The organism is Nonomuraea sp. NPDC001684, from assembly GCF_053596515.1.
Genome location: NZ_JBSFGJ010000017.1, coordinates 1 through 26,913, shown reverse-complemented (window position 1 = coordinate 26,913; position 26,913 = coordinate 1). Strand labels below are relative to the sequence as shown.

At 72.2% G+C, this 26,913-nt stretch carries 29 protein-coding genes and 1 pseudogene; 11 read left to right on the top strand and 19 right to left on the bottom strand.

The window, feature by feature from the left end; translation table 11 throughout:
* The first annotated feature begins 5 nt into the window (after nucleotides 1-5).
* A complete protein-coding gene (locus tag ACWCSD_RS05995; protein WP_352350030.1) occupies nucleotides 6-710 on the top strand; it encodes an alpha/beta hydrolase in 705 nt (234 codons plus the stop codon).
* Here the strand turns inward: ACWCSD_RS05995 and ACWCSD_RS05990 are convergent.
* Complete coding sequence (locus ACWCSD_RS05990) at nucleotides 673-1,800, bottom strand: sensor histidine kinase (RefSeq protein WP_449913321.1); 1,128 nt, start codon at nucleotides 1,798-1,800, stop codon at nucleotides 673-675. The two genes, ACWCSD_RS05995 and ACWCSD_RS05990, sit on opposite strands and share 38 nt — an antisense overlap.
* A 44-nt stretch (nucleotides 1,801-1,844) precedes the next feature.
* Nucleotides 1,845-2,495, bottom strand: a pseudogene (locus ACWCSD_RS05985) (response regulator transcription factor); the annotation flags it as partial.
* A gap of 112 nt (nucleotides 2,496-2,607) precedes the next feature.
* Here ACWCSD_RS05985 and ACWCSD_RS05980 point away from each other — a divergent pair.
* On the top strand, nucleotides 2,608-2,943 hold the full coding sequence (locus tag ACWCSD_RS05980; protein WP_449913319.1) for a hypothetical protein: 336 nt from the start codon (nucleotides 2,608-2,610) through the stop codon (nucleotides 2,941-2,943).
* 75 nt (nucleotides 2,944-3,018) lie between these two features.
* Nucleotides 3,019-3,780, top strand: coding sequence for an SDR family NAD(P)-dependent oxidoreductase (locus tag ACWCSD_RS05975; protein WP_358283475.1), 762 nt, complete (start codon nucleotides 3,019-3,021; stop codon nucleotides 3,778-3,780).
* Nucleotides 3,781-3,799: 19 nt separating this feature from the next.
* Here the strand turns inward: ACWCSD_RS05975 and ACWCSD_RS05970 are convergent, their stop codons facing one another.
* Nucleotides 3,800-4,243 carry a CAP domain-containing protein gene (locus ACWCSD_RS05970; protein ID WP_397218620.1) on the bottom strand — a complete coding sequence of 148 codons (444 nt, stop codon included), beginning with the start codon at nucleotides 4,241-4,243 and terminating at the stop codon, nucleotides 3,800-3,802.
* 175 nt (nucleotides 4,244-4,418) lie between these two features.
* On the opposite strand from ACWCSD_RS05970, the gene ACWCSD_RS05965 reads away from it, so the two are divergent.
* Nucleotides 4,419-5,171: an alpha/beta fold hydrolase gene (locus ACWCSD_RS05965; RefSeq protein WP_358283479.1), complete on the top strand. Its 753-nt coding sequence runs from the start codon at nucleotides 4,419-4,421 to the stop codon at nucleotides 5,169-5,171.
* Here the strand turns inward: ACWCSD_RS05965 and ACWCSD_RS05960 are convergent.
* The 3 genes from ACWCSD_RS05960 to mce all read right to left on the bottom strand — a co-directional run bounded on the left by ACWCSD_RS05960 (nucleotide 5,131) and on the right by mce (nucleotide 8,298).
* Complete coding sequence (locus tag ACWCSD_RS05960) at nucleotides 5,131-6,270, bottom strand: AI-2E family transporter (protein ID WP_397162472.1); 1,140 nt, start codon at nucleotides 6,268-6,270, stop codon at nucleotides 5,131-5,133. The genes ACWCSD_RS05965 and ACWCSD_RS05960 overlap by 41 nt on opposite strands.
* Nucleotides 6,271-6,394: 124 nt before the next feature.
* A complete protein-coding gene (locus tag ACWCSD_RS05955) occupies nucleotides 6,395-7,684 on the bottom strand; it encodes a DivIVA domain-containing protein (RefSeq protein ID WP_352350042.1) in 1,290 nt (429 codons plus the stop codon).
* Between the two features lie 191 nt (nucleotides 7,685-7,875).
* A complete protein-coding gene (gene mce, locus ACWCSD_RS05950) occupies nucleotides 7,876-8,298 on the bottom strand; it encodes a methylmalonyl-CoA epimerase (RefSeq protein ID WP_352350044.1) in 423 nt (140 codons plus the stop codon).
* An 86-nt stretch (nucleotides 8,299-8,384) separates the two neighbouring features.
* On the opposite strand from mce, the gene ACWCSD_RS05945 reads away from it, so the two are divergent.
* A complete protein-coding gene (locus ACWCSD_RS05945) occupies nucleotides 8,385-9,566 on the top strand; it encodes an acetyl-CoA C-acetyltransferase (RefSeq protein WP_358283483.1) in 1,182 nt (393 codons plus the stop codon).
* A gap of 80 nt (nucleotides 9,567-9,646) precedes the next feature.
* Here ACWCSD_RS05945 and ACWCSD_RS05940 read toward each other — a convergent pair whose 3' ends face one another.
* The 6 genes from ACWCSD_RS05940 to ACWCSD_RS05915 form a co-directional block, all read right to left on the bottom strand.
* A complete protein-coding gene (locus tag ACWCSD_RS05940; protein ID WP_397162473.1) occupies nucleotides 9,647-9,931 on the bottom strand; it encodes a hypothetical protein in 285 nt (94 codons plus the stop codon).
* Nucleotides 9,924-10,526 carry an RNA polymerase sigma factor gene (locus ACWCSD_RS05935; RefSeq protein WP_358283487.1) on the bottom strand — a complete coding sequence of 201 codons (603 nt, stop codon included), beginning with the start codon at nucleotides 10,524-10,526 and terminating at the stop codon, nucleotides 9,924-9,926. Before ACWCSD_RS05935 ends, ACWCSD_RS05940 begins: the two co-directional genes overlap by 8 nt.
* A 145-nt stretch (nucleotides 10,527-10,671) precedes the next feature.
* Nucleotides 10,672-11,130: a hypothetical protein gene (locus ACWCSD_RS05930; protein WP_449913317.1), complete on the bottom strand. Its 459-nt coding sequence runs from the start codon at nucleotides 11,128-11,130 to the stop codon at nucleotides 10,672-10,674.
* Nucleotides 11,131-11,365: 235 nt separating this feature from the next.
* Nucleotides 11,366-11,518, bottom strand: a complete 153-nt coding sequence (locus ACWCSD_RS05925; RefSeq protein ID WP_352324303.1) for a hypothetical protein — start codon at nucleotides 11,516-11,518, stop codon at nucleotides 11,366-11,368.
* A gap of 230 nt (nucleotides 11,519-11,748) precedes the next feature.
* Nucleotides 11,749-12,420 (bottom strand): DUF4230 domain-containing protein, encoded by a 672-nt coding sequence (locus tag ACWCSD_RS05920; protein WP_364324747.1) that lies wholly within the window; start codon nucleotides 12,418-12,420, stop codon nucleotides 11,749-11,751.
* A gap of 59 nt (nucleotides 12,421-12,479) precedes the next feature.
* Nucleotides 12,480-13,811, bottom strand: a complete 1,332-nt coding sequence (locus tag ACWCSD_RS05915) for a hypothetical protein (protein ID WP_397162475.1) — start codon at nucleotides 13,809-13,811, stop codon at nucleotides 12,480-12,482.
* Between the two features lie 229 nt (nucleotides 13,812-14,040).
* Here ACWCSD_RS05915 and ACWCSD_RS05910 point away from each other — a divergent pair, with 229 nt between their 5' ends.
* Genes ACWCSD_RS05910 through ACWCSD_RS05895 form a run of 4 tightly spaced genes read left to right on the top strand, consistent with a single transcriptional unit; the run spans nucleotide 14,041 to nucleotide 17,619 of the window.
* Entirely contained in the window at nucleotides 14,041-14,592 is a 552-nt protein-coding gene (locus ACWCSD_RS05910; RefSeq protein WP_358283492.1) for a MarR family winged helix-turn-helix transcriptional regulator, read from the top strand.
* Nucleotides 14,576-15,514, top strand: coding sequence for a tetratricopeptide repeat protein (locus ACWCSD_RS05905; RefSeq protein ID WP_358283494.1), 939 nt, complete (start codon nucleotides 14,576-14,578; stop codon nucleotides 15,512-15,514). Before ACWCSD_RS05910 ends, ACWCSD_RS05905 begins: the two co-directional genes overlap by 17 nt.
* A gap of 9 nt (nucleotides 15,515-15,523) precedes the next feature.
* Nucleotides 15,524-16,153, top strand: a complete 630-nt coding sequence (locus tag ACWCSD_RS05900) for an AAA family ATPase (protein WP_397162476.1) — start codon at nucleotides 15,524-15,526, stop codon at nucleotides 16,151-16,153.
* A gap of 56 nt (nucleotides 16,154-16,209) precedes the next feature.
* Nucleotides 16,210-17,619, top strand: a complete 1,410-nt coding sequence (locus ACWCSD_RS05895; RefSeq protein ID WP_352326154.1) for an NAD-dependent malic enzyme — start codon at nucleotides 16,210-16,212, stop codon at nucleotides 17,617-17,619.
* Nucleotides 17,620-17,898: 279 nt separating this feature from the next.
* On the opposite strand, the gene ACWCSD_RS05890 is transcribed toward ACWCSD_RS05895, so the two are convergent.
* The 6 genes from ACWCSD_RS05890 to ACWCSD_RS05865 all read right to left on the bottom strand — a co-directional run bounded on the left by ACWCSD_RS05890 (nucleotide 17,899) and on the right by ACWCSD_RS05865 (nucleotide 24,917).
* Nucleotides 17,899-18,381, bottom strand: coding sequence for a hypothetical protein (locus ACWCSD_RS05890; RefSeq protein WP_352326153.1), 483 nt, complete (start codon nucleotides 18,379-18,381; stop codon nucleotides 17,899-17,901).
* Between the two features lie 71 nt (nucleotides 18,382-18,452).
* The gene (locus ACWCSD_RS05885) at nucleotides 18,453-19,505 is read right to left on the bottom strand and encodes a glycosyltransferase family 4 protein (RefSeq protein ID WP_449913315.1); all 1,053 of its coding nucleotides are present in this window, start codon (nucleotides 19,503-19,505) and stop codon (nucleotides 18,453-18,455) included.
* 178 nt (nucleotides 19,506-19,683) lie between these two features.
* The gene (locus ACWCSD_RS05880) at nucleotides 19,684-21,234 is read right to left on the bottom strand and encodes a glycerol-3-phosphate dehydrogenase/oxidase (RefSeq protein ID WP_397162478.1); all 1,551 of its coding nucleotides are present in this window, start codon (nucleotides 21,232-21,234) and stop codon (nucleotides 19,684-19,686) included.
* Nucleotides 21,235-21,248: 14 nt separating this feature from the next.
* The gene (gene glpK, locus ACWCSD_RS05875; protein ID WP_449913313.1) at nucleotides 21,249-22,706 is read right to left on the bottom strand and encodes a glycerol kinase GlpK; all 1,458 of its coding nucleotides are present in this window, start codon (nucleotides 22,704-22,706) and stop codon (nucleotides 21,249-21,251) included.
* Nucleotides 22,707-22,791: 85 nt separating this feature from the next.
* A complete protein-coding gene (locus ACWCSD_RS05870) occupies nucleotides 22,792-23,544 on the bottom strand; it encodes an IclR family transcriptional regulator (RefSeq protein ID WP_352350074.1) in 753 nt (250 codons plus the stop codon).
* Between the two features lie 20 nt (nucleotides 23,545-23,564).
* Complete coding sequence (locus ACWCSD_RS05865; protein WP_449913311.1) at nucleotides 23,565-24,917, bottom strand: MFS transporter; 1,353 nt, start codon at nucleotides 24,915-24,917, stop codon at nucleotides 23,565-23,567.
* Between the two features lie 103 nt (nucleotides 24,918-25,020).
* Here ACWCSD_RS05865 and ACWCSD_RS05860 point away from each other — a divergent pair, with 103 nt between their 5' ends.
* Nucleotides 25,021-25,641 carry a TetR/AcrR family transcriptional regulator gene (locus tag ACWCSD_RS05860; protein ID WP_358283510.1) on the top strand — a complete coding sequence of 207 codons (621 nt, stop codon included), beginning with the start codon at nucleotides 25,021-25,023 and terminating at the stop codon, nucleotides 25,639-25,641.
* Between the two features lie 33 nt (nucleotides 25,642-25,674).
* Here the strand turns inward: ACWCSD_RS05860 and ACWCSD_RS05855 are convergent, their stop codons facing one another.
* On the bottom strand, nucleotides 25,675-26,223 hold the full coding sequence (locus ACWCSD_RS05855; protein WP_449913310.1) for a hypothetical protein: 549 nt from the start codon (nucleotides 26,221-26,223) through the stop codon (nucleotides 25,675-25,677).
* A gap of 119 nt (nucleotides 26,224-26,342) precedes the next feature.
* Between ACWCSD_RS05855 and ACWCSD_RS05850 the strand changes: the two genes are divergently transcribed.
* Nucleotides 26,343-26,913: YqgE/AlgH family protein (locus tag ACWCSD_RS05850; protein WP_449913308.1), on the top strand; the 571-nt coding region annotated here is incomplete at its 3' end.

The following is a 26,913-nucleotide window of genomic DNA, read 5'->3' as shown; positions in this document are numbered from 1 at the left end:
CCCCCGTGGAGATTCGCGCGGCCACCGTGCTGCCCGCCAGGCGTGAACCGATCGAGCTGCAGACGGCCGACGGCCTGACCCTGGTCGGCGAGCTGGCCCAGCCCCTCGACCGGCCGCCCGTGGCGACCCTGGTGACCCTGCACCCGCTGCCCACCCACGGCGGGTTCATGGACAGCCACGTCTACAAGAAGGCCGCCAACCGGCTGCCCGCGCTCGCCGACCTCGCCGTGCTGCGCTTCAACACGCGCGGCACCAGCTCCGAGCGCGGCACCTCCGGAGGCGCGTTCGACGGCGGCGAGGGCGAGCGGTTCGACGTGGCGGCGGCGCTGGAGTACGCCGAGTTCAACGACCTGCCGCGGGTGTGGGTGGTGGGCTGGTCCTTCGGCACCGAGCTGACCCTGAAGTGGGCCCACGACCCCCTGGTCGAGGGGGCGATCCTGCTCTCGCCGCCGCTCCACAGGGCCACCGACGACGACCTCGACGCCTGGGCCCGGTTCGGCCGGCCGCTGGTGGCGATGGTGCCCGAGTTCGACGACTACCTGCGTCCGGAGGAGGCCCGGCGGCGTTTCGCCAGGGTGCCGCAGGCCGAGGTCATCGGGGTCGACGGCGCCAAGCACCTGTGGGTGGGCGAGCCCTATGTCCGGATCGTGCTGAACGAGATCGTCCGGCGGGTCAATCCGGAGGCGTATCCGCTGCCGACGGACATCTGACGGTCACCTCCAGCCCGCCCTGCGGCCGCGCGGCCACCTCCAGCGTGCCGTGATGGGCCTGGACGACGGCGGCGGCGATCGACAGGCCGAGCCCCAGCCCGTCGCCGACCGCCCGGCGGCCGCCCGCCAGCCGCTGGAACGGCTGGAGCAGCGTCGCGACCCGGTCGGGCGGGATCACCGGGCCGCTGTTGGCGACGCTGAGCGTGGCCAGGCCCGCCCGCACGCCGGTGGCCACCGTGATCCAGCCGTCCGGCACGTTGTGCTGTGTCGCGTTGTCCAGCAGGTTCACGACCAGGCGTTCGAGCAGGGCGCGGTCACCGGAGGCGGGCGCGGGCCGCAGCGCCGCCTCGACGCGCAGCGCTGAGTCCGGCCGCCGGTCGAGCGCCTGCCCGGCGACGGCGGCGAGGTCCAGCGGCTCCCGGTGGTCCAGCCCCTGCTGGCTCCTGGCCAGGACGAGCAGCGCCTCGATGAGCCGTTCCTGGTGCCGGCCGGCCGCCAGCAGGCGGTCGAGGACGTGGCGCAGCTCGGCGGCGCCGGCGTCCGGATCGGCCAGCGCGACCTCGGCCATGGCGCGTTGCAGGGTCAGCGGGGTGCGCAGCTCGTGGGAGGCGTTGGCCACGAACCGGCGTTGCGCGGTGAAGGCGGCCTCCAGCCGGTCGAGCAGGTCGTCGAAGGTGTCGGCCAGCTCCTTCAGCTCGTCGTCCGGGCCGGAGGCGGCCAGCCGCCGGTCGAGCCGGTCGGCCGTGATGCGCCGGACGGTCGCCGTCATGTCCCGCAACGGGCGCAGCACCCGCCCGGCCGTCAACCGGCCCAGCAGCGCCGACGCGAACGCCATGACCACCAGGGCGATCACCGAGTTGACCAGCAGCCTGCGCAGCCCGGCCGCCTGCTGCTCGGCCAGGTACGCCACGTCCACCCGCGGCTGCGGCACCACCTGGCCGGGCCCGCCGGGCAGGACGGGCGCGACCGGCGCGGCCGGGAACGGCGAGTGCGCGACCAGCAGGTAGATCAGGGCGACCAGCAGCAGCCCGGCGGCCAGGAACAGGCCGCTGTAGAGCAGCGTCAGCCGCAGCCGTACGGTCCGCCGCACGCCGGGACACCTCCGTCCGGGTCCGGTGCCCGCGCGGGGCCGGCCATCCGGTACCCGGCCTGCGGCACGGTCTCGATCAGCGGCGGCTCGCCGAGCTTGCGGCGCAACCGGCTGACCGTTACCTTCACCGTCTGGGTGAACGGGTCGGCGAACTCGTCCCAGCCGCGTTCGAGCAGCTGCTCGGCCGAGACGACCGCGCCGCCCGCCGACAGCAGCAGCTCCAGCACCGCGAACTCCTTCGGGCTGAGCGGCAGCCGGCGCCCGTCGCGGGTGGCCACCCGCGTGGCCGGGTCGAGCCGCAACCCGCCGTGGACCAGCACCGCGGGCAGCGCCGGACGCGCCCGCCTGGCCAGCGCCCGGATCCTGGCCACCAGCTCGGCGAACGCGAACGGCTTGGGCAGGTAGTCGTCGGCCCCGATGCCCAGCCCGCTCACCCGGTCGTCGATGGTCCCGGCGGCGGTGAGCATCAGCACGCGCGCCGGATGGCCGCCGGCGGCCAGGCTGCGGCACACGTCGTCGCCGTGCAGGCCGGGCAGGTCGCGGTCGAGCACGACCACGTCGTAGTCGTTGACGGACGTGCGTTCCAGCCCGGCGGGCCCGTCCAGCGCCACGTCGACGGCCATGCCCTCGCGGCGCAGGCCGGCGGCCACGGTGTGGGCGAGCTCCTCGTGGTCTTCGACGATCAGCACCCTCATGGTCCGCCCAGCATGCCCAGAGCGGGGTTACAGCGGGGTAACCGCCGTCGTTCCCGGGCGGTAACCGGGGGCGGGGTTCGCTGGGAGCGTCGGACGAAACGGAGGAGTCACCATGAAGGGTTCGACCATCAGGCGGGTGGCCCTGGCCGCCCTGGTCTTCGCCGCCGTGACGGGCGGGGCGGCGGCGTCGTACGGGGAGAGCGGGCCGGGCGACGGCGGGAAGGCGTTCACCGCCTGCGTGCGCGCGCACGGGCTGCCGGACTTTCCCGGGGTCACCGTCTCCGAGGACGGGCTGATCAACCTCAGCATCGACGGCGAGCGGGTGGACGCGCTGTCGGCGACGTACGGGGCGGCGGTCAGGGCGTGCGAGTCGCTGCTGCCGCGCGGGGCGAGGCTGCCGGCCGCGCCGCAGGCTCCGGCCGCGCCAGCGGCGCCCGTCCTGTCGTGATTTGGGGCGGTACGGGCATAGCGCGGGCCGGGCAAGATTTGTAGAATCTTGTTCGGTTCCGAGCGAGGAGGTAGTGTGGGCGCGTTCGACCTGTCCGGCAGGACGGCTCTGGTCACCGGGGCGTCGAAGGGCATCGGGCGGGCCATCGCGCTCGCCTACGCCGCGGCGGGCGCCGACGTCGCCCTGGTCAGCAGGTCGGCCGAGCCCCTCGCCGAGGTGGCCAAGGAGGTCCAGGCGCTCGGCAGGCGGGCCGTCGTGATCCCGGCCGACCTCACCGACCGCGAGGCGGCCGCCGCGGCCGTCGCCGCCTCGATCGACGGGCTCGGGCACCTCGACGTCGTCGTCAACAACGCCGGCGGCTCGAACTTCCTGGTCGAGTTCAAGGACCTGCGCCTGTCCGGCTGGGACAAGCTGATGCGGCTCAACCTCGACTCCGCCATGGCCGTCTGCCACGCCGTCGCGCCCCACCTGCTGGGCCGCGGCTCCGGCTCGGTGATCAACGTGGCCTCGGTGGCGGCGCGCGGCGCTCCGCTGCTCGCCCCGTACGCCGCCGCCAAGGCCGGGCTGGTGGCCCTGACCAAGACGCTCGCGGCCGAGTGGGCGCCGGCGGGCGTCCGGGTCAACGCCCTGTGCCCCGGCTGGACGGCCACCGACCTCAACCGCAACCTGTGGCAGGACGAGGCCGCCGCCGCGGCCACGGTCGCGGGCGTGCCCATGCGGCGCTGGGGCACGCCGGAGGAGATGGCCCAGCCGGCCGTGTTCCTGGCCGGGGAGGCGTCGGCGTACATGACCGGGCAGGTGCTGTTCGTCGACGGCGGGGCCACCGCGATCGGCTGACCCCTCGTGCGCCGGGGCCTCAGACGGCCCCGGGCTCGCCCGGCGGCTCGAACACGAAGACGACGTACGTCTCGAACGACCGGCCGCCGTTGCCCGCCACGCGCCCGGCGCCCATCCTGGTGGTGCCCGCCCGGACGAGCCGGCCGAAGTCGCCGGCGGCCTCCGCCCGGCCGTCACCGGCCGCCCGGTCGTGCCAGGCGGCGACCGCGTCCCCGGCGGTGGCGTCCCCGGGGTGCCAGAAGAGGCTCTCGCCGGTGCCCGCGCGCAGCCCGTCGTGCCCGGCGCTCAGGCCCTCGTGCTCGGAGCGCGAGGCGGCCCTGGACCTGGCGTACCCGACCAGCAGCGGGTCCATCGTGAGCGGGGGCGCGTGGTGCTTGGCCCGGTGGGCGTTGACCTCGTTCAGCGCCTCCTGCAGGAAGGCGTTGTTGGTGGCGTCGGGGAGGGCGGGACGAATTCCGGCCATCGCTATCACCTCGCCTGGATTGTGCGTGCTGGGACCGCCACAGGGCAACGTCCGGAAGTGGTCGGGCTTATCCCGGTATACCGGCATAGGTCAATAAGTGAATGTCTCCGTGAACCCGGCTACCGTGTGGTCCGTGCAGCTCTACACGAGATCGGCCGGGAGCGGACTCCCGGTTGTGCTGCTTCACGCGTTCCCGCTGTCGTCGGCGATGTGGCTGGCCCAGCGCGAAGGGCTGTCGACGGTCTGCCGGGTCATCACCCCCGACCTGCGCGGGTTCGGCGGCTCCCGGCTGGGCGACGACGAGCCCTCCCTCGATCTGATGGCCGACGACGTCGCCCGGCTGCTCGACGACGAGGGCATCGACCGGGCGGTGGTCGGCGGGTTGTCGATGGGCGGCTACGTGACCATGGCGTTCTGCCGCCGGCATCCCGACCGGGTGCTGGGCGTGGTCCTGGCCGACACCAAGGCCGGCACCGATCCGCCCGCCGCCAGGGACAACCGGGAACGCATCGCCCGCGCCGTGCTGGACGAGGGGAGCGAGGTGCTGGTCAGCGAGGTGCTGCCGGCGCTCATCGGGCCCACGACCAAGGAACGCAGGGCCATGGTGTTCGGCCGGGTCAAGGGTCTGGTGCAGTCGGCCCCGCCGGGGGCCGTGGCCTGGGCGCAACGGGCCATGGCCGCGCGTCCCGACTCCTTCGGCACGCTGGGCGAGCTGAAGGTGCCCCTGCTGATCGTCGTGGGGGAGGAGGACGAGCTGTCACCGCCCGCCGACGCCGAGGCCATGGCGCGGGCCGCGCCCGAGGGCAGGCTGGAGGTCATCCCCAAGGCCGGTCACCTGAGCGCGGTCGAGCAGCCGGAGGCGTTCAACGCGACGGTGGCCGAGTTCCTCAGGACCGAGCTTGGCGGGGCAGCACGATCTCCCGGATGATCAGCGCGATGGCGGCGGCCACCGGGATCGCCAGCAACGCTCCGACGATGCCGAGCAGAGCGCCGCCGAACAGCGCGGCGATCACCGTCACGGCGGGCGTCACGTCCACCGAGCGCTTCATCACCCTGGGGTAGATGAAGTAGTTCTCGATCTGCTGGTAGACCACGAAGAAGATGGCGCAGGCGATGCCGGCGGGCAGCGACTGCAGCAGCGCGACCCCGGTGACCAGCACCGCGCCGATCGTGGCGCCCACCAGCGGGATCAGGTCGGTCAGGGCCACGACGAGGGCGAGCGCGAGCGCGTACTGCACCCCGGCGATCGACAGGAAGATCCAGGTCAGCACGCCCGCGATGACCGAGATGAGCACGTTGCCCGCGACGTAGCCGCCGATGCCGGTGAGGATCTGCTCGGTGATGGCCGTCGTGCGCGGCCGGCGCGAGGCCGGGACGAGCTTGAGCAGGTACTCCTTGATCGTGTGCAGCGAGCCGAGGAAGTACAGCATGAGCACCAGCAGCGTCACGGTGGTGAACACGCCGTTGAGCACCACCAGACCCGCGCCCATGATGCCGCTGGCCAGCGCGGGCCCGAGCGTGCTGGTCACGAACTGGCGCACCTGCGCCAGCACGTGGTACTCGGCCTCGATCTGGCGGACCGTCGGATGGTTGCTCAGGTCGGTGATGTAGCCGGGCACGGCCGCGATGAACTCCGACAACTGCTGGCTGACCGGCGGCACCACGGCCAGGCCGAACAGCGCGAACGCCACGACCACCCCGGTGAACACGATCGAGATCGCCGGCCGCCTGCCCAGGCCGCGCCGCTGCAACGCCTCGACCGCCGGGTTGAGGCCCACGGCCAGGAACATCGCCACGACGATGAGGATGATCGTGCTGAGCGACTTCTCGATCATCTGCGCGAGCGCGATGGCCGTCAGCACGCCCAGCCCGCCCACCAGCCCGAACAGGAACGGGCCGCGGGCGAACGGCTTGCCCGGCAGCCCGTACGGCGCCGGCTCCTCGGCGGGCCCCTGCTCCTCGGCGGGACCGGGCTCCTGGGGCGCCTCGGCCTCCTCGGCGGTCCTGGGCTCGGTTTCTGCGGACACGGGGGGCTCCTAGGGGGACGGGAGGTGTCGGGGAAACAGAAAGAGAGCCTAGCGACCCAAGGTCACCAGGCTCTCTTTCCAACCGTTCGCTGCCCCCGTGTGCGGTCTCCCGCCTAGCCCGCCGTCACTCCTGCCACCACTCCGCGTCGTCCTCGCTCTTGGCCTCGACCTTGGGAGCGGGCGTCGTGGGCGGCGCGACCGGCTCGGCGGCCGGCGCGGCGATGGCCGGCTTGGCCGGGGCCGCGGCGACCGCGGGCTCCGGCTCCAGGCCCGGCAGGGCGGCGCCGCCGAGCAGCTGGCGCAGCTGGGCCAGGTGGCTGGTGATGCTGTCGCGCTGCCTGGTCAGCTCGTCGACCTGGCGCTGCATCGTGGTGCGGGTGCGCTCGGCGTCGTTCTTCGCCTCGGTGACGATCGTCTCGGCGCTGGTCTTGGCCTCCGACATGATCGTCTCGGCGCTCTTGCGGGCGTTGGCGACGAGCTGCTTGGCGTGCAGGTCGGCCTCGCGGCGCGTCTGCTCGGCCTGCTGGGTGGCCTTCGTGGCGCGCGACTCGGCCGTGGCGGCCCGCTGCTCGGCCTCGGCGACCATCTTCTGCGTGTTGGCCTGGGCGGTGGCGTGGCGCTCGGCCTCCTGGCGCTCGGCCTCCTCCCGGCGGGAGGCGAGCTGGATCTCGAACTCCGCCTCGTCCTGGGCCCGCTTGGCCTCCGACTCCTCCAGCACCCGCTGAGCCTGCGCGCGCATCTCGTCGGCCTGCCGCTTGGCGGTGGTCAGCACCTCGTCGCGCTCGCGCTTGGTCGAGGCGCGCAGCTGCGCCACCTCGCGCTCGGTGGTGGTGCGCAGCTTGGCGATCTCGCGCTCGGCGTCGGCCCGCTTCTCGGCCACCTCGTGGTCGGCGGTGGCCCGCAGCTTGGCGGCCTCGCGCTCGGTGGTGTTGGTCAGCTCGTCGGCCTCGCGGCGGGCGGTGGAGCGGATCTCCTCGGCGTCCCGCTCGGCGGTGGAGCGCATGTCGTCGCTCTCCCGCGTGGCCTGGGCCCGCTTCTCGGCGGCCTCGGCCTCGGCGGCGGCCCGCAGGTCGGCGGCCTCGACCTTGGCGGCGGCCTTGATCTCGTTGGCCTCGGTCCGGGCGGCCTGCACGAGCTCGGTGGCCTGCTCCTCGGCCAGGCGCAGCAACTGCTCGATGCGGGCGCCGAGACCGGAGTACGTCGGACGCTCCTGCTCCTGCAGCTGGCGCTGGGAGTCGGACAGATCGCGCTGCAGGTTGGTGACCTGCTCCCTGGACTGGCGTAGCTCCAGGTCGAGCTGCTTGAGGTGGTCGTGCACCTGGTGCCGGTCGTAGCCCCTGAGCACGACGTCGAACTCGCGTGCCGGGGCGTCCTCGAAGAAGTTGTTGAGCTGGGCGTCGATGTCGGACTGCATGGAGGCTCGATCCTGGGTTGTCGAGACGGCTACACGGGCCGGACGGGGGGTTCGGGGCAGCCGAGCCAGGAGCCTGTGCCTCGCGGCAGGCTCCCTGTCCGGTGGGAAGCCAGCGTACTCCGCTGGTGCCACCTTCGGGCCCCGTCCAGCTTTCTGCGTGACTAGTTACTTATGTACGAAATTTCCGTTTGCTAGCGCGAGGCCGCTTGGACCAACTCGGTGAGCATTCCTCCCACATCTTTGGGGTGCAGGAACGCGATCTGCGACCCCATCGAACCGTGCCGCGGACGTTCGTCCAGCACCCTCACGCCCTTCTCGTTGATCTTAGTCATGGCCTCGGCGACGTCGGAAACCCCAAATGCCACATGGTGGACACCTTCGCCCCGTTTGGCGAGGAATTTCCCCACCGGCGAGTCGTCGGAAAGCGGTTCCAGCAGCTGGATGTAGGAGCCCCCGCCCTCGCCGTCGGCGATGTGCAGCATCGCCTCCTTGACGCCCTGCGCCTCGTTGACCTCGCGGGCCACGACGGTCAGCTCGAACGTCTCCGAGAAGAACGCGATCTTCTCCTCCAGGTCGTGGCAGGCGATCCCGATGTGGTCGATGCGCATGAACATTGTGTGGCCTACCTCCATAGCGGGCGAGCTCCTACTCGTGGGTATGGTGTCAAAGAACCCCTCGTGAGCACAGGAGGCCGCCGCCAATGTCCAGTTCCGTCATCGTCGCCGGAGCTCGTACCCCCATCGGCAAGTTGCTCGGCGCCCTGTCCGGGCTGTCCGGCGTGGAGCTGGGTGGCATCGCCATCAAGGCCGCCCTGGAACGTGCCGGAGTGGCCCCGGAGGCCGTCGAGTACGTGATCATGGGCCAGGTGCTCCAGGCGGGCGCGGGCCAGATCCCCTCCCGCCAGGCCGCCGTCAAGGCCGGCATCCCGATGACCGTGCCGTCGCTGACCGTCAACAAGGTCTGCCTGTCGGGCCTCGACGCCATCGCCCTGGCCGACCAGCTCATCCGCGCCGGCGAGTTCGACATCGTGGTCGCGGGCGGCATGGAGTCCATGACCAACGCCCCCCACCTGCTGCCGGGGCTGCGCAAGGGCGTCAAGTACGGCGGCTCCGAGGTGGTCGACTCCATGGCCCACGACGGCCTGTTCTGCGCCTTCGACCAGTGCGCGATGGGCGAGTCGACCGAGCGGCACAACGCCCGGCTCGGCATCGCCCGCGACGAGCAGGACGCCCTGTCGGCCCGCTCCCACCAGCTCGCCGCCGCCGCCACCAAGAACGGCGTCTTCGAGGAGGAGATCGTCCCGGTCGAGATCCCGCAGCGCCGCGGCGAGCCGGTGATCGTCCGCGAGGACGAGGGCATCCGCGGCGACACCACCGCCGAGACGCTGGCCAAGCTGCGCCCGGCCTTCGCCGCCGACGGCACCATCACCGCCGGGTCGGCCTCGCAGATCTCCGACGGCGCGTGCGCCGTGGTGGTCATGTCGAAGGCCAAGGCCGAGGAGCTCGGGCTGCCGTGGCTGGCGGAGATCGGCCGGCACGGCAACGTGGCCGGGCCCGACGCGTCCCTGCAGTCGCAGCCGGCCAACGCCATCAAGCACGCGCTGTCCAAGCAGGGGCTGACCGCCGACGACCTCGACCTGATCGAGATCAACGAGGCGTTCGCCAGCGTGGTCCTGCAGTCGGCCAAGGAGCTCGGCGTGCCGCTGGACAAGGTGAACGTCAACGGCGGCGGCATCGCGCTCGGGCACCCGATCGGGGCCTCGGGGGCGCGGATCGTGCTGACGCTGGCGTACGAGCTGAAGCGGCGAGGCGGCGGCCTCGGGGCGGCCGGCCTGTGCGGCGGCGGCGGGCAGGGCGACGCGCTGATCATCCGCGTGCCCTGACCCGTCCAGGCCCACCCGGTCGCTGTCGTCGGGTGGGCCTGTCTCCTGCCCCCTGTGCGCGGTCGCCGGTCAGGGCGCGGTCAATGAGCCGCGCCCTTGCCCGCGTGCCGCCCGCCCGCCGGGACCAGCTCGCACACGCCGTCGGTGCACTGGCGCTGCATGCGTCCCATCGAGACGAGCTGCACCAGCGCCATCACCCAGCACGCCGGGCACCCGCGCAGGGCGATCGCGCCGGGGACGGCGAGCACCAGGCTGACCGGCCCGGTCCACGGGATCAGCGCGATCGCGGCGATCAACGCGCCGAAGCCCAGCGCGCCGCGGGCCAGGTGACGGGGCAGTGACGTCCCCGCGGTGGGCTCAGTCATGGAGGGCTCCTTGGGACAGCAGGCCGTGCACGGTCGCACGGGCGCGGTGCAGGCGGGACTTCATCGCCGGGACGCTCAGCCCGAGGGCGTCGGCGACCATGCGGCCGCTGAGCCCCTGGACGTCCCGCATGATGAGCACCCGCCGCTGGTCGGCGGGGAGTGCCGCGATGGCCTCGGCCACCCGCGCGGCCTCCAGCCGTTCGAACATCTCCTCCTCGGCCGACTGCGCGGCGGCCGAGGAGGGCGCGGGCGGTTCAGGACGCAGCATCAGGCGGGCCCGCCTGATGCACTCGTTGCGGATGATCCGGAACATCCACGAGGCCAGCGCTCCGGACGCGCGCAGGGTGCCGATCTTGCGGTACAGGACGATCAGCGCCTCCTGGGCGGCGTCCTCGGCGTCCTCCGGCGTGGCGCACAGCGTGTGGGCGAAGCGCCGCACGTGCGGGTGGGCGCCCGACACCAGCGCGGCGATCGAGTCGGCGTCGCCGGCCCGGGCCGCGTTGATCAGCTGCTCGTCCGACCAGGCGCGCCCGCCGCCGGCCGGCGCCGGGGCGCCGGGCGCGGCGGCCGTGCCGAGGCGCTGCGGGTCAGCCACGTTCCTTGCTCCTTCGCCGCAGTACGACGACGCACGTGCAGATCAGTACGGCCGCAGCGCCGGCCGCGATGGCGATCACCATGATGGTCTCCCATTGTCTCGTTCCGTTGTACGGACATGAGAGGCGCCGACCCCCGAAAAGGATTCAGGAGGCGCGGGTGAAGTCGGCTATCCAGTTGGTCTCCCAGGTCGTCCCGCCGTCGGGGGAGAAGCGCTGCTCCCATCGGCACGATTCGGCGGTGATGTCCGACCAGACGTAGGCGACCTTGATCGGCCTGCCGTCGTACACGTCGTCGCAGGTGAACAGGCCGACTCCGGTGTCGTCGAAGCGGCCCACGACGGGCGGCAGGGACATGCCGGTGGCGCTGCCGGCCCAGTAGAGCGACCAGGTGCCGGCCGCCTTGTCGTACAGGCGCAGGGTCACCCCGGCCGAGCCCTCGCTGGGGAAGGTGACCTCGTCGATGTTGCCCGCGCCGTCCAGGACGCTCCAGCACCTGGTGCGCCCGGTGAACTCGTACCATTCGTCGCTGCCGGCCAGCGCCTTGCGCAGCCGTCGCTGCCGTGAGGTCCAGGTGCCGACGAAGAAGTCGAAGTTGTTGTCCATGCCCGGACGGTATGCGCCGATCCCTGACATCTTCCGTCAGTGTCCCGCCCACGCCGTACGAGCCCCCGCGACGTACGGCGTGGACGCGCGAAACCCCGGTCCGACCAGGAACGGGACCGGGGTGTCGGTGACGCTGCGCTCGGGCCGGCCAGGAATCCGACGCCGGACGCGCCCCCCTAAGGGGGCATCTCAGCCCGGCCGCGAGGGAGGTTGCGGCCGGGCTGCTTGTGGACGGTCATGAAGCCAGGAACTTGGCGAAGACCGAGCGGTGGCGACGCTCGGAACGCTGTCCCTTCAGCGCTTCCCGTACGCGCCGCTGCTCGGCGGCGGCCCGACGGAGTTCGGCGGCGTGGTGCTGCATGACGGAGTACTCGAGTTCGGCGTTCATCCGATGCTCCTGCTGTTCGTGTTTCCTTGTTCCCTGCACTCTTAAGACTCCTCCTAAGGCCCCTCCCGCCACATCGGGCGGATGTCCTATCTGCCGGGGTTCGGGCAGGTAGGGAGGTACTTAGGCAGACACGCCCATGGACTAAGGACGCCTCGGCATACCTAGGCGGGAACGCGGACGGGCCGCCCCACCCGAGGTGGAGCGGCCCGCAGGCAGGGTAAGGAGGCGCGTCAGGGCTCGTCGGTGAACTTCACGGTCACCTTGGCGAACCCGAGCGACTTGAGCATGCCGGTGAGCATCGATCTGGTGTTGGCGTCGGCCCGCGCCCGCAGGTCGCTGGCCACGGCCGCCTCGGTGATCTTCTTCTCCGCCAGCAGGTAGAGCTCGCGCTGGTCGCCCGGGGAGCCCGACAGGAAGTCCTGGACGCGGTCGAGCAGGCCGCGCTGCTGGGCGAACACGTACGAGCGGCTGTTGTCCAGGTTGGGCTTCTCCAGCTGGGCGCGCGGGAGGCGGACGGTGGCCTCGGTGCGCTCCTTGTTCACGGTCACCGCGCCCGCCCCCATGGCCGAGAAGTCGACGTAGGCGTCGACGCCGCCCGCGCCCACGAACAGCGTGCGGGTGCCCTTGACCGCGTCGGGCAGGAAGTTGGCGTCCTTCTCCAGGTCGACGACGACCTGGAAGGTGCCCGTGGCCGCCTCGAACCGGCTGAGGTCCTTGATGGACTGCAGCAGCACCGGCTGGCTGCGGTCGACGGTCTGCTCTCCGAACGGGTTGAGCCAGGTCCAGGCCAGCCGGCCGCCCACCACGAGCAGGACCGCCAGGACGAGGAACCCGGCCGCGTATCGCCACCTGCGCCGCCGCCGGGGAGCCAGGTCCGGCGGCGTCGTCTGGGAAGTCGTCATGGGGCATGACTACCCGCTCGGCGATCATCAGTGCCACCCGCAGGGTGACATCTTCGTCCTCAGCCGGAGGTGCTCGGGGTGCCGGGGTCGGGATAGACCGGGTAGACGTGGCTGCTCTCGGGCGTGGCGCCGGTGGGGGGCGTGATGACGGCGGTGGGGGCCGGACCGCCGCCGAAGTGCGTGCTGGACAGGCGGCACGCCTGGAAGTCGCTGTAGAACATGCGCAGCCACTCCCTGCGCTGGTGCTCGTCGAGACCGGAGAACCAGGACGCGGCGTACTGGTGCTCGGGCAGCGGGCCGCCGGGCAGCGGCTCGCCGCGCAGCCAGGCCATCACGATCTCCCGGTAGCCGTCGGCCGGCGTGCCGGGGCAGCGGGCGGCCAGCGCGTCGATGTACTCGTAGGCCGCCTCCTCGGCGAACCCCGCCGACAGGTCGGGCACGTGGATCGGCGCCAGGCCGTTGGAGGGCTTCAGCGGCTCGTCCAGCGGCCGCTGCTCCACCCGCGTGAACGCGGCCGGCGTGCCGGCCAGGCGTGAGGCGATCTGCGTGAACACCGCGCCCAGCTCGGTCTGCCCGGCCCGCATCCCGGGGTGCAGGCAGACCGTGATCGGCCACTCCTGGCAGGCGTAGGCGATGTCCTCGGCCGCGGCCGGCTTGGGGTGGGCCAGCATCCGCGACACGCCCATGCCCGCCGCCAGGACGGCCAGCAGCGCGCACGCCAGCACCAGGGCCTGCCTGGTCACCAGCGCCGCCCAGCCGAGCAGCAGCGCGCAGGTGATGCCGAGCAGCCAGATCGTCTGGTCGAAGAACGGCGCCCCGCCCAGCCCCTGGAACAGGTCGTACGGCTCGCCCGTGCCCGGCACCAGCCGGTCGGCCAGCCCCCGGTCGTCGGCCAGCCAGGAGAAGGCGACGTAGCAGGCCAGCCCCGTGATCGGCGGCGTGAGCGCCTTGGGCACGACCCAGCCGGCCACCCACCCGATCACCGCGTAGAGCGCCAGGCCCGCCATGCCCATGCCCAGGCCGGACAGGCTGAGCCGCCCCGCCTGGTCGGTGAGCACGGTCTTGACCGCCAGCACCAGCACCGTCGCGCCGAACGAGCCCAGCACCACCACCACGATCGCCAGCGGCGCCTTGAGCGCCCGCCACGTCGTGAGCGACCGCCCGCGCAGGGCGCGCCGCTTGCGCAACGCCACCCACGCGGCGAACGCGGCCGCCACCGGCCCGGTCATCCGCAGCGAGCCGATGACCGCGGCCAGGATGTTCTCCCACGCGTCGACGCCGGGTATCAGGACGTTCCACGCCGCGACCAGGCCGAGAGCGAGCAGCACCGCCACTGTCACGGCCGCGCTGTGCTTCAGCTCCTCGCGTGTAACGCCCGAGTGCTCACGCACCCTGTATCCCGTTGATGTTCACCAAGCACCCCCCGTGCCCTCGGCAAAGCGGAAGAATGCCAGCCCAGACCCGTCCCCACGGCAGATGGACTTGGCTTCCGCGTCACCTTACGTGAGAGAACCATAACGGAGCGTGATGATTGACGGTCGGATTCTTGGTCAAGCGGTGAAGCCTGTCGCTCCAGGTAGCCCGACGAAACCGGGACGAGAGGCACGCTACCGTAGCGCTGTGTCCCAGCCGAAGCCGCTCAATCTGCCGTTCGATCCCATCGACCGCGCCGCGGAGAGCTGGCGTGCCCGCTTCGGGCCTTCCTCCGCGATGGCCGCGGTCACCTCGATCATGAGAGCGCAGCAGATCCTGCTGTCACAGCTCGACTCGCTGCTGAAACCCCACGACCTCACCTTCGCCCGCTACGAGGCCCTGGTCCTGCTGACCTTCAGCCACACCGGCTCGCTGCCGCTGTGGAAGATCGGCGAACGGCTCATGGTCCACCCCACCAGCGTCACGAACACGGTGGACAGGCTGGAGAAGTCCGGGTTCGTCTGCCGCCTGCCCAACCCCCGCGACGGCCGCGGCGTGCTGGCCGAGATCACCGGCAAGGGCAGGGAGGTCGTGCGCCGGGCCACCGACGACCTGATGGCCGCCGAGTTCGGCCTCACGATGTACGCCGAGGACGAACTCCGCCAGATCTTCGACCAGCTCCGCACGCTGAGGGTGGCGGCGGGTGACTTCGCGGGCCCGTCCATGCGGCAAGATGAGGAGCATGGCGGACTTCTCTAGGCCCGGGTCGCTCTACGGAGCTGTGGACCTGGGCGCGCGCAAACAGGCACTGGAGGCCCAGGCCCGGCGGGAGGCCGCCGGTCCCCAGGGGGCCACCTCGGCCTCGGTCGTCGACGTGACCGAGGAGACGTTCACCACGGACGTCATCGACCGGTCGATGACCGTGCCGGTGGTGCTCGACCTGTGGTCGCCGAGGGCGCCCGGCAGCGCCCAGCTCAGCCCGGTGCTGGAGAAGGTGATCGGCGACCTGGGCGGCCGGGCCGTGCTGGCCAAGGTCAACGTCGACGCCAGCCCCCAGATCGCGCAGGCGCTGCGGGTGCAGGCCGTGCCGACCGTGCTGGCCATCTTCCAGGGGCAGGCCGTCACCGGCTTCCAGCAGGTGCTGCCCGAGCAGGAGGTGCGCCGCTGGCTCGACGAGCTGATGGGCGCGGTCGAGCAGTTCTACCAGGCCAACCCCGACGCCCGGCCGCCGGCGGCCGAGGAGGGGCCGCAGGAGCCCGCCGGGCCGCCCGCCGACCCCGACCTGGTGGCGGCCGAGCAGGCCATCGACGCGGGCGACCTCGACGCGGCCGAGGCGGCCTACCAGCGCCTGCTGGCCCGCGTCCCCGGTGACGAGGACGCCAAGATGGGCCTGGCGGGCGTCGGCCTGATCAAGCGCACCTCCGCGGCCGACCCGGCCGACGTGCAGCGGCGACTCCAGGACCCGTCCGACATCGACGCGCAGCTGCTGGCCGCCGACCTGGAGATGCTCTCCGGCGCGGTCGACGAGGCGTTCGAGCGTGTCGTGGCCGTGGTCAAGCGCACGTCGGGCGACGACCGCGACCGGGCCAGAAAGCACTTGCTCGGACTTTTCGACGCGTTGCCGTCAGACGACCCATCTTTGGCGAAAGCGCGTAGAGCATTGGCGAGCGCCCTGTTCTAACCTGGGGGTATGCGGGTCGTCACGATCTCCGCGGCCTACGGCACGGCCGGCAGCCACATCGGCCCGGCCGTCGCCGAACGGCTCGGCGTGCCCTTCGTCGACCGTGCCATCCCCAGCGCCGTGGCCAAGGAGCTCGGCTGCACGCTGGAGGAGGCGCTGGCCCACGACGACCGCGCCGAGCACGGCCTGGGCAGGCTGCTGTCGGGCGCCATCCGGCTGCCCACGGTCACCTTCGGCGGCGTGGACATGTACGTGCCCGGCGCGATGCCGCTGCCGCCCGAGGAGTTCGTCCGGCGCACCGAGCGCATGATGAAGGAGATGGCCCTGGCCCAGGGAGGCGTCTTCCTGGGCCGCGCCGGCGCCCTGGTGCTGGCCGACCATCCCGGCGCCCTCCACGTCAGGCTCGACGCGCCGCTGAAGCGCCGGGTCCGCCAGACGGCCACGCTGAGCGGCACGAGCGAGCGGGAGGCGCGGGCCGTCGTCGAGGACAACGACCGGGCCAGGACGGCCTACGTACGCCACTTCTACCGGGCGGATCCGGGTGATCCGTGCCACTATCACCTTGTGCTCGACAGCACGACGATTCCCGTCCCCGCGTGTGTCGATCTCATCGTCACCGCAGCGACGGCACTGGGTTGACCTGATGCCCCCTATCCTTGGATGACTTCTTGGTCAGTCCCGAAGGAGCGATTGACGTGGCGACCGTCCCGAGTGTGTCGTACTCCATAACCGTGCGTCTCGAGGTGCCCGCAGGCGGCAAGGCCGTGAGCCAGCTCACCCACGCCGTAGAGTCGGCCGGAGGCGTGGTGACCGCCCTCGACGTCACCAACGCGGGCCACGAGAAGCTCCGCATCGACGTCACCTGCGCCGCGCGTGACACCGACCACGCGCAGGCCATCGTCGACCAGCTGGAGGCGGTCGAGGGCGTCGTCATCCACAAGGTCTCCGACCGCACGTTCCTCATGCACCTCGGCGGCAAGATCGAGATGAAGTCGAAGGTGCCGCTGCGCAACCGCGACGAGCTGTCCATGGCCTACACCCCGGGCGTGGCGCGCGTGTCGATGGCCATCGCCAGGAACAAGGAGGACGCGCGGCGCCTGACGATCAAGCGCAACTCGGTGGCCGTGGTCACCGACGGGTCGGCGGTGCTGGGCCTGGGCAACATCGGGCCGGAGGCCGCGCTGCCGGTCATGGAGGGCAAGGCGGCCCTGTTCAAGCGGTTCGCGGGCATCGACGCCTGGCCGATCTGCCTCGACACCCAGGACGTCGACGAGATCGTCCGCACGGTGCAGCTGATCGCGCCCGGGTTCGGCGGCATCAACCTGGAGGACATCGGCGCGCCGCGCTGCTTCGAGGTCGAGCGCCGGCTGCGCGAGCTGCTGGACATCCCGGTCTTCCACGACGACCAGCACGGCACGGCGATCTGCGTGCTGGCGGCGCTGACCAACGCGCTGCGCGTGGTGAACAAGTCCATCGAGAACGTCAGGATCACGATGGCCGGCGCCGGCGCGGCCGGGAACGCGGTGCTGCGGCTGCTGCTGGCCGCCGGCGCCCGCAACGTGGTGGTCTGCGACTACCTGGGCGCCGTGCACAAGGGCCGCGACGACCTCGACGACTCGCTGCGCTGGATCGCCGAGCACACCAACGCCGACGGCTACGCGGGCGACCTGCGCGGCGCGGTCAAGGACGCCGACGTGTTCGTGGGCGTGTCCGCGCCCGGCATCCTGACCGGCGACGACATCGCGACGATGGCCAAGGACTCCGTGGTGTTCGCGCTGGCCAACCCCGAGCCCGAGGTCTCGCCCGACGACGCGCGCGAGCACGCCGCCGTGGTGGCGACCGGCCGCTCCGACTACCCCAACCAGATCAACAACGTGCTGGCCTTCCCGGGCGTGTTCCGCGGCCTGCTCGACGCGCAGGCCGGCGGGGTGACCCAGGAGATGCTGCTGGCCGCGGCGGGCGCGCTGGCGGCCGTGGTGACCCCGGAGGAGCTGGGCCCCAACTACATCGTGCCGAGCGTCTTCCACCCCGACGTGGCGACGGCGGTGGCCGCCGCGGTCCGCGAGAGCGCCGGCGGCCGGGCAAGAGGCTTCACCGAGGCGTGATCCCACGGGGGCCGGTCCAGACAGGCTCGGCCCCCGCACCCAGGCGGCCCACAGAGCGCACCGTCACGGCGGCGCGCCGGTGAAGGGTCAGCGGGCGTGACATGGAGGGCCGCCAGCCGGAGTACGGCGGGTGGCTCGACCACGCGAAGCCGTGAAGACGGAAAAGCGTGCAAGGGCCGTGAAGACGGAAAAGCGCGCAAGGGCCGTGAAGACGGAAAAGCGCGCAAGGGCCGTGAAGACGGAAGCATGCAAGGGCCGTGAAGACGGGAAATCTCTCGCCTACCGGGTGACGGCGGGGATGAGGCGGTAGCTTTCCTGGAAGACCAGGTTGTGGGCGTCGGCGGCGGCGATGGCGCGCAGGGTGGTGAGCTGGCCCGCCGCGTCCGAGTGGTCGAAGACGTTCAGCGGCCAGTCGCCGACCGTGTTGCCGCGCAGGTGCGGGTGGTGGAAGTCGGCGCCGTAGTGGGCCACGATCGCGATCGGCAGGATGTCCTTGTCGCGCTGCTCCGGCCACGTGAGCGACCACATGGCGTTGAGCCCGCCCTCCTGAGACCTGGTGAGCCCGCTGGCCACCACCTGCCCCGTGCCGAGGAGCAGGTCGGCGTTGAACTCGTCCAGCGTCGCCCGCGCCACCGGGTCGAGCAGCTCGACCGCCGTGGCGAACAGGCGTTCCTTGTCCTCCCGCGCGGTGACGCCGCCGTGGACGCCGTCGCGCAGGTCGGTGAAATGCCTGATCAGAGCCTCGTTCATGGCAGTGCGCATGCCTACCCCCTTCCCCCGGGACGGGCGCGACACCCCGTGCGGCGGCGATCCGCCGCACGGGGACGCGCGGGTCAGGCGGCGAACGGCGCCGGACGCCGGTCGCGGATGCTCAGCTCGTAGATCTTCTCGTAGCCCATGGCCATGCCGAGCGCGTCGAAGTTGCGCTTGACGTGCATGCGGCAGTCGGCCGGGTTCAGGCCGCCCGCAGCCTCGACCGCCTCGGCCAGGTCGGCGGGGTCGTCGCAGACGTAGCCGGTGATGCCGTCGACGAGGACCTCGCCCACGGCGCCGCCGCGCAGCGCGACCACCGGGGTGCCGCTCGCCATGGCCTCGATCATGACCATGCCGAACGCCTCCTCCCGGCGGCTGGGGAAGAGCAGGCAGTGGGCGTCGGCCAGCAGCTCGCGCTTGCGCGCTCCGTCGGCCTCGCCGACGTAGACGGCGTCGTCGCCGAGCCGGGGGCGGATGTGGCGGTCGAAGTACTCGTGCTCGGACGGCTCGTTCAACCGGCCGGCGAGCACGATGCGCCGGCCGGCCCGCCGGGCGGCGTCGATGGCCAGGTGGGCGCCCTTGCCGGGGCTGAACCGGCCGAGGAAGAGCGCGTAGTCCTCCTTGCGCTCGCGGAAGGGGAAGCTCTTCAGGTCCACGCCGTTGTGCACGGTGCCCAGCCAGTTGAGGTCGGGGGCCTGCATGCGCTGGAACGTCGAGGTGGACACCAGGCCGACGGAGTCGCCGAGCCGGCGGTAGCGCTCGGCCTGCTCGCCCGAGGCCGGGCCGTGCACGGTCGTCACCGTCGGGATCCGGAGGTTCAGGGCGGTCACCGAGCCGGCCGGGGAGTGGTCGTGGACGACGTCCACGTCCAGGTCCTCCGGCCGGACGTCGGGGACCGCCGCCCTAGGGGCGGGTTCGTCGAGCGGGTGGGAAGGCGGCTCGGTGTAGGCGGCCAGGACGTGCGGGGACGTGCCCGACCGGCCCGCGCCGATCAGGGTGACCTGGTGGCCCAGTCTGAGCAGGGACCGCGCGAGGTCGTCCATCATGACCTTGACACCGCCGTACGAGCGGGGCGGGTTCTCGAACCTCGGGGGAGCCACCATCGCGATGTGCAGCCGGGACTTGGCGGACATGACGTCACCTCCGTAGGGGCGGCAGAAGAGGGTTCGGCCGGTAGGCGGCCCGCCGCCTCGGTGGGAGGCGGCGGATGCGCCATCTCGGATTCCCCCTACGGGCCGCTTCGAACCTGTGAACTGCGGTGACGTTCGTCGCAGCCGCGGCGGCGGGGCGCCGCCGCGGCCCGGGTGACGGTCAGGCGAGGAGCTGCTCGATGCGGGTGCGGACGTCGGGCGTGTCGAGGCCGCGCACGGTGAGCGTGGTACGGCGGCGCACGACGTCGTCGACGGTGGCCGCCCACTCGTGGTCGCGGGCGTAGACGGCCTGGGCCCAGATGTCGGGCCCGTCGGGGTGGATGCGCTCGCCGAGCGAGGGGTCGTCGCGGATGAGCCGGGCCACGTCGAAGGCGATCGTGCCGTAGTGGGTGGCCAGGTTGCGGGCGACCAGCGGGTCCATGCGGGCGCCCGGCTCGCGTTCGGTCCACAGGCGCATGGCGACGGCGTCCGGGCTGGCCAGGCCCGGCAGCGGCACGGCGGGCAGGATGTCGGCCAGGTCGTCGCCGAGCGGCCGGCCCGGCAGACGGGAGAGGGTCTCCAGGACGTGCCTGCCGATGTGCCGGTAGGTGGTCCACTTGCCGCCCGCGACCGACAACATGCCGCCCGCGCCCCTGGTCACCACGGTCTCCCGCTTGGCGGCCGACACCTGCCCGGGGCCGCCGGGCAGCACGCGCAGCCCGGCGAAGGCGTAGGTGATGTCCTCACGGCGGAGCTGGCAGTCGCGTACGGCGTGACCGGCCTCGTCGAGGATCTGGGCGATGTCGGCGTCGGTGGCGCGCACGTCGGCAGGGTCGCCCTCGTAGGCCTCGTCGGTGGTGCCGAGCAGCAGGTGGTCCTCCCACGGGATGGCGAAGGAGACCCGGTACTTGTCGATCGGCGTGGTGAGCGCGGCCTTCCACGGGTCGTGGCGGCGCATGACCAGGTGGGCGCCCTTGGAGAGCCTGATGCTCGGCGCTGCGTGCGGGTCCTCCATCCGGCGCAGGTGGTCCACCCACGGGCCGGTGGCGTTGAGGACGAGCCGGGCGTCCACCCCGAACTCGGTGCCGTCGAGACGGTCGCGCAGCTCGGCCCCGGTCACGTTGGCGCCCGATTTGCGCAGTCCGACGACCTCGGCGTGGTTGAGCACGACCGCCCCCGCGTCGACGGCCGCGCGCACGGTCATGACGGCGACGCGGCTGTCGTTCATCTGGTGGTCGCCGTAGACGGCGGCGGCGCGCAGACCTTCGCTGCGCAGCGCGGGGACGCGGGTCATGGCCTGGTGCGGCGTGATGACCTTGCCCATGCCGTCGCCGAACACCGACAGCGCGGAGTACAGGAAGACGCCGGCGCCGAGCTTGGCCGCGCCGTGCGGGCCGCCCTTGTAGATCGGCACCAGGAAGCTGAGCGGTTTGACCAGGTGGGGCGCGATGTCGGCGGCCAGGGCACGGCGTTCGCGGTGGTTCTCGGCGACCAGCTTGACGTTGCCGGTCTGCAGGTAGCGCAGGCCGCCGTGGACCAGCTTGGACGACGCGCTGGAGGTGGCCCCGGCGAAGTCGCCCGCCTCGACCATCGCCACCCGCAGCCCGGCCTGCGCGGCCATCCAGGTGACGGAGGTGCCGAGGATGCCGCCGCCGATCACCAGCAGGTCGTACGTGGCGCGGGAGAGCTCGTGCCGGATCTCGGCCCGGTCGGCGCCGATGGCGATGTTCATGACGTGCTCCAGTCCTACTGTTCGACCCAGTCGAGGGTGCGGGCCACGGCCTTCTTCCAATTGCGGTACTCCCGCGCGCGGACCTGTTCGTCGATCTCCGGCTGCCACTCCGACGCCTTGTGCCAGTTGGCGCGCAGGCTGTCGAGGTCGGGCCAGTAGCCGGTGGCCAGGCCGGCGGCGTACGCGGCGCCGAGCGCGGTGGTCTCGGCGACCATCGGCCTGATCACGGGGACGGCCAGCACGTCGGCCAGCGTCTGCATGAGCAGGTTGTCGGCCGTCATGCCGCCGTCGGCGCGCAGCGTGGTCAGGTCGAGGCCGGAGTCGGCGTTCATCGCGTCGACGACCTCGCGGGTCTGCCAGGCGGTGGCCTCCAGGACGGCCCGCGCGATGTGCCCCTTGGTGACGAACCCGGTCAGCCCGGCGATCACGCCGCGCGCGTCGGAGCGCCAGTGGGGCGCGAACAGCCCCGAGAAGGCCGGGACGAAGTAGCAGCCGCCGTTGTCGTCGACGGTCTTGGCCAGCGTCTCGATCTCGGCGGCGCTGGAGATCAGGCCCAGGTTGTCGCGCAGCCACTGCACGAGCGAGCCGGTGACGGCGATCGCGCCCTCCAGCGCGTACGTGGCCGGTCCGTCGCCGATCTGGTAGCCGACGGTGGTCAGCAGGCCGTGCCGGGAGACGACGGGCTCCTGGCCGGTGTTCATCAGCAGGAAACTGCCCGAGCCGTAGGTGCTCTTGGTCTCGCCGGGCTCGAAGCAGGTCTGGCCGAACAGCGCCGCCTGCTGGTCGCCGAGCGCGGAGGCCACCGGCACGCCGGCCGCGGTGTGGCCGTAGACCTCGGCGGACGGGCGGATCTCCGGCAGCATCGCGCGCGGCACGCCGAGGGCGGCGAGCAGGTCGTCGTCCCAGCTCAGCGTGTGGATGTTCATCAGCATCGTGCGGCTGGCGTTGGTCACGTCGGTCAGGTGGCGGCCGGTCAGGTTCCACAGCAGCCAGCTGTCCATCGTGCCGAACAGCACCTCGCCGCGCTCGGCCCGCTCGCGCAGGTCGTACGCGTCGAGCAGCCAGCGGATCTTCGGCCCGGAGAAGTACGTGGTCAGCGGCAGGCCGGCCTTCTCCTTGAACAGCCCCTCGTGCTCGGCGAGCGCGCGGGTGAGCGCGTCGGTCCTGGTGTCCTGCCACACGATCGCGGGGCAGACGGGACGCCCGGTCTCCCGGTCCCACAGGACGGTGGTCTCGCGCTGGTTGGTGATGCCCAGCGCGGCGATGTCGAGCCCCTCGGTGGCCTCGGCCATGACGCTCTGGACCGACTGCCAGATCTCCTCGGCGTCGTGCTCGACCCAGCCCGGCTTGGGGAAGATCTGGCGGTGCTCGCGCTGGGCGACGGTGACGATGTTGCCGGCCTGGTCGAAGACGATGCACCGGCTGGACGTGGTGCCCTGGTCGATGGCTGCGATGTAGTGCGGTCGAGGCACGAGGTTCCTCGCTTGGGAGTCGGGGTTCGACATTGTCGAACGATGTGAGCGATGTTACGTGTTTGCCCCGGTGTTGTTCAACCGGTCATCTGGCCAGATCGCGGGTGATCGCGCGGGCGGCGTCGCGGACGTAGGAGACGTACTCCATGGTCAGGGCGCCGTCGGAGGTCAGCCGTTCGACCGCGCCGCGGATGCCGATGGCGCCCACCACGAGGCCGCGCGGGTCCTTGATCGGGGCGGCGATGGCGACCTCGCCCTCGGTGAGCTCCTCCATCTCGGCCGCCCACCCCCTGGCCCGGACCTGCTCCAGGTCCTCCTCCAGCTTGGCGGCGTCGACCAGCGTCCGGTCGGTGTACGCCGGCAGCGGCGGGGCCGCGAGCGACTCCCCGTACGGGTCGTAGGCGAGCAGCACCTTGCCGAGCGCGCTGGCGTGCGTCGGCAGGTAGGTGCCGACCTGGAGGGTCTGCATGCTGTCGTCCGGGCGGAACACGTGGTGGATCACCAGCACGTGCCCCTCGTGCAGGGTGCCGATCCAGGCGCTCTCCCTGCTCCGCCCGGCCAGGGCGTCGGCCCAGTTGATCGAGCGGGTGCGCAGCTCGTTGACGTCGAGGTAGCTGCTGCCCAGGTGGAGCAGGGTGGCCCCGAGCCGGTACTTGCCGGTCGCGGCGTCCTGCTCGACGAAGCCGACGCGGACCAGCGTGCGCAGGATGCCGTGGAGTGTGCCCTTGGGCAGGCCCAGCGCCCTGGCCAGCTCCGCCACGCCGAGCTGGCGGGGGCCGGATGCGAGCAGCCGCAGGATCGCGGCCGCCCGTTCCACCGATTGAATCGTCTCTCCCACGGCGGCCACCCTAGCGCAGATCAGTTCGACAGTGCCGAACGCTTGCGGGAAATCAGTGCTCCGCCGACCGTGAGGGCGGCGTTGACGAGCACCGCCACGATCACCCCCTGGAGCACGGTACCCATCGCGGCCGTGGCCACGGCGCTCATGACCGGGATGCCCATGGTGATGCCGACCTGCTGCGTCATCGTCGCCAGGCCGGTGGCCAGGCCCTGCTCGGAGTCCGGCAGACCGGACGTGGCCGTCACCATGAACCCGACGATCGCCACCATGTTCCCGATCCCGCCCGCGAAGGTGGCCGCCAGCAGCAGCCAGATCCATCCGGGACCGGTGCCCAGCAGCGCCAGCGACGCCGTCGCGACGGCCTGGAGCCCGAACCCGGCCGCCAGCGCCCGGCCCCTGCCGAGCCGGCCGAGGACCCGGGGCGCGAGCACGCCGCCGAGCACGGTGCCGAGCCCCAGCACCCCGAACGCCAGCCCGGTCGCCAGTGCCGAGTAGCCGAGCACCTTCTGCAGGTAGAGGGTCATCAGGAAGACGAGGGACGTCTCCGTGGCGAAGGCGATCAGCCCGGCCAGGTTGCCCCAGGTGACGTTGGGCCGGGCCAGGATCGGGACGGGCACCAGGGGTGCGGCGGCCCGGCGCTCGACGTACCAGAAGGCGACGAGCAGGGCGGCGCCGGCGGCGAGCGCGCCGAGGCCGAGGGGGTCGGCGAAGCCGTGCTCGCCGACCCTGGTCAGGCCGAAGACCAGCGCGAGCAGGCCGGCGGTCACCCTCACCGCGCCGGGCAGGTCCATCCCGGGCCGCTCGGCGGGACGGCTCTCCTTCAGCACCACGGGCGCGGCGACGACCACGGCCAGCGCGACGGGCACGTTGACGAAGAACGCCCACCGCCAGCTCAGCAACTCGGTCAGCAGCCCGCCCAGGATCGCGCCCGAGGTGAACCCGGCCGACATCAGCGCGCCGTTCAGGCCGAGCGCCCTGGCCCGCAGCGGCCCCTCGGGGAACGACGTGGTCAGCAGCGCGAGCCCGGCGGGCGTGACGACGGCCGTGGCCAGGCCCTGGGCGACCCGGGCGACCAGCAGCATGCCGGGTGAGACGGCCAGGCCGCCGGCCAGCGAGGAGACCCCCAGCAGCACCATGCCCGCCAGGAACAGCCGGCGCCGCCCGAACAGGTCGGCGATCCTGCCGAAGAGCAACGTGAACCCGGCGGCGGCCAACGCGAACGCCGTGGCCACCCACTGGAGGTCGGACAGCGCGAAGCCGAGACCTGAACCGATCACCGGCAGCGCCACGTTCAGAATGGAGAAGTCCACGGCGAGCATGAACTGGGACCCCAGCAGGAGCACCAGAACCAGCCGCTGCGCGGACGTCATGCGATCGGATCGGGGCCGATCGGCGAGCACGATCATGCCATCCCCCTAATGGGAAACGAGTTCCGTTAAGATGCGGCACGACGATAGCACGAAAGGGGCATTAATGGAACAAGAGTCCCGTTTGGCGGGGACTGTGCGGCCAGGGGGCCGCACCGCGCGCGTGCGCGCGGCCGTGCTGGAGGCCACTCAGGACGAGCTGGTCGAGCACGGTTTCCATGGGCTGACCATGGACCAGGTGGCGGCCAGGGCCGGCGTGGGCAAGACCACGGTCTACCGGCGCTGGGGCAGCAGGGCCGGGCTGGTGACGGACCTGATGACCGAGCTGGCCGAGCAGTCGTCACCGCACGCCGACACGGGATCCATCGAGGGCGACCTGCTGGCCAACGCCGGGGCCGTCGTGGGCGCGGTCACCGACCACCGGCTCGGGGCCACGTTCCAGGCGGTGATCGCGGCGGGCACCTCCGACGCGCAGGCCGTCCAGGCGTTGCGCGCGTTCTATCTGCGGCGCATCGAGGAGTGGGCGAAGGTCGTCGACCTCGCGGTGAAACGGGGTGAATTGCCCGAGGGCACCGACGGCATGGAGGTGATCCGGGCGATCTCCGCGCCGCTCTACTACCGCCTGCTGGTCACCAAGGAGCCGGTGGACCTGGAGGTCGCCCGGGACGCGGCGCTGCGCACGCTGGCCGCGGCGCGGGCGGGCGCGTTCGTCCCGCGGGACGCCTGACGCGGCACGACGGCGCCTCTCACGCGGGCGGGGTCACGGGCGGGGTCGCGGGCGGGGTTGCAGGGGGCCGTCGGGGACCGAACGGGGCCAGACGGAGCCGTACCACCACATGATCCCGCCCATCACCACGAGCCCGGCCGCCGTCGCCAGCTTGCCCCACAGGTCGGACGGCGGTCCGGTGTACGGCAGGCGGCCGTGCCTGCGCTCCCGCCCCCAGGCGCAGTCGTTGCGCACCCGGGTGGAGTCGAGCAGCGTGTCGGGATGGGTGTCGGTGACCGAGAACGCCTCGATCTCGCGGGTGGTGCCCCGGTCGATCCGGACCGTCCTGACCACCTGCTTGCGGGCCGGGATCGAGCCGGTCGCCACGCTCCGCGCGTCCACCCGCAGGTCGAACCGGGCGAGCTGGGGGGTCTGGTTGCGCAGCGTGACCCGTACGGACCCCGAGCCGCACGCGATCCGGTCGGTCGTCATCGTGAACGGATCACCCCGGTCGGGCAGCGGCCACGCCTGCGCGGACGACGGGAGCAGCACGGCCGCGCCCACGGGAAGGGCGGCCAGGACGAGGCGTGTACCGATGCGCATGTGCTCCTCCCGAGCCCCGCAAGCGTGATCTTTGCCACAGATCGTGCCCATAAGCGCACAGAAAGTAACATGACCGAGCCGGGGGAGCGGAAGCCCGTCACAGCCCTCATGATGGAGGTATGGCGGAAGCGATCTACGTCGGCGGTTTGTTGGTGGCGACGCCGCTTCTTGACGACCCCAACTTCCGGCGTAGCGTCGTGCTGATCCTGGAACACGACCACGACGGCGGCACGCTCGGCGTGGTGCTCAACCGGCCCAGCGACATCTCGGTCACGCAGGTGCTGCCGGTCTGGGACCCGCTGGTGACCGGGCCGCCGGTGCTGTTCGAGGGCGGTCCCGTGCAGACCGACAGCGCCCTCGCCCTCGCGGCGGTCCCGAGCGGGGAGGAGCCGCTCGGCTGGCGCAGGCTCCACGCCGGCACCCCGGCCGTCTCCCGCCTGGGCACGGTCGACCTCGACGCGCCCCCCGAGATCCTCCAGGGCGAGATCGCGCAGATGCGGATCTTCGCCGGGTACGCCGGCTGGACCTCCGGCCAGCTGGAGAGCGAGATCGCCGAAGGCGCCTGGTACGTCGTCGACTCCGAGGACGGCGACACCTTCCACGGCGACCCCGGCTCGCTCTGGCGGCACGTGCTGCGGCGCCAGCCGGGCGAGCTGGCCTTCGTGGCGACCTGCCCCGACGACCCCACGA

What these genes read in the sequence shown, in the direction of transcription:
- ACWCSD_RS05920 (WP_364324747.1), bottom strand. Translation starts at nt 12,420, where the DNA reads ATGACGACTTCCCAGACGACGCCGCCGGACCTGGCTCCCCGGCGGCGG.
- ACWCSD_RS05955 (WP_352350042.1), bottom strand. Translation starts at nt 7,684, where the DNA reads ATGCAGTCCGACATCGACGCCCAGCTCAACAACTTCTTCGAGGACGCC.
- ACWCSD_RS05855 (WP_449913310.1), bottom strand. Translation starts at nt 26,223, where the DNA reads ATGCGCATCGGTACACGCCTCGTCCTGGCCGCCCTTCCCGTGGGCGCG.
- ACWCSD_RS05925 (WP_352324303.1), bottom strand. Translation starts at nt 11,518, where the DNA reads ATGAACGCCGAACTCGAGTACTCCGTCATGCAGCACCACGCCGCCGAA.
- ACWCSD_RS05930 (WP_449913317.1), bottom strand. Translation starts at nt 11,130, where the DNA reads ATGGACAACAACTTCGACTTCTTCGTCGGCACCTGGACCTCACGGCAG.
- ACWCSD_RS05905 (WP_358283494.1), top strand. Translation starts at nt 14,576, where the DNA reads ATGGCGGACTTCTCTAGGCCCGGGTCGCTCTACGGAGCTGTGGACCTG.
- ACWCSD_RS05860 (WP_358283510.1), top strand. Translation starts at nt 25,021, where the DNA reads ATGGAACAAGAGTCCCGTTTGGCGGGGACTGTGCGGCCAGGGGGCCGC.
- ACWCSD_RS05980 (WP_449913319.1), top strand. Translation starts at nt 2,608, where the DNA reads ATGAAGGGTTCGACCATCAGGCGGGTGGCCCTGGCCGCCCTGGTCTTC.
- ACWCSD_RS05880 (WP_397162478.1), bottom strand. Translation starts at nt 21,234, where the DNA reads ATGAACATCGCCATCGGCGCCGACCGGGCCGAGATCCGGCACGAGCTC.
- ACWCSD_RS05940 (WP_397162473.1), bottom strand. Translation starts at nt 9,931, where the DNA reads ATGACTGAGCCCACCGCGGGGACGTCACTGCCCCGTCACCTGGCCCGC.
- mce (WP_352350044.1), bottom strand. Translation starts at nt 8,298, where the DNA reads ATGTTCATGCGCATCGACCACATCGGGATCGCCTGCCACGACCTGGAG.
- ACWCSD_RS05945 (WP_358283483.1), top strand. Translation starts at nt 8,385, where the DNA reads ATGTCCAGTTCCGTCATCGTCGCCGGAGCTCGTACCCCCATCGGCAAG.
- ACWCSD_RS05885 (WP_449913315.1), bottom strand. Translation starts at nt 19,505, where the DNA reads ATGTCCGCCAAGTCCCGGCTGCACATCGCGATGGTGGCTCCCCCGAGG.
- ACWCSD_RS05865 (WP_449913311.1), bottom strand. Translation starts at nt 24,917, where the DNA reads ATGACGTCCGCGCAGCGGCTGGTTCTGGTGCTCCTGCTGGGGTCCCAG.
- ACWCSD_RS05970 (WP_397218620.1), bottom strand. Translation starts at nt 4,243, where the DNA reads ATGGCCGGAATTCGTCCCGCCCTCCCCGACGCCACCAACAACGCCTTC.
- ACWCSD_RS05900 (WP_397162476.1), top strand. Translation starts at nt 15,524, where the DNA reads ATGCGGGTCGTCACGATCTCCGCGGCCTACGGCACGGCCGGCAGCCAC.
- ACWCSD_RS05890 (WP_352326153.1), bottom strand. Translation starts at nt 18,381, where the DNA reads ATGCGCACTGCCATGAACGAGGCTCTGATCAGGCATTTCACCGACCTG.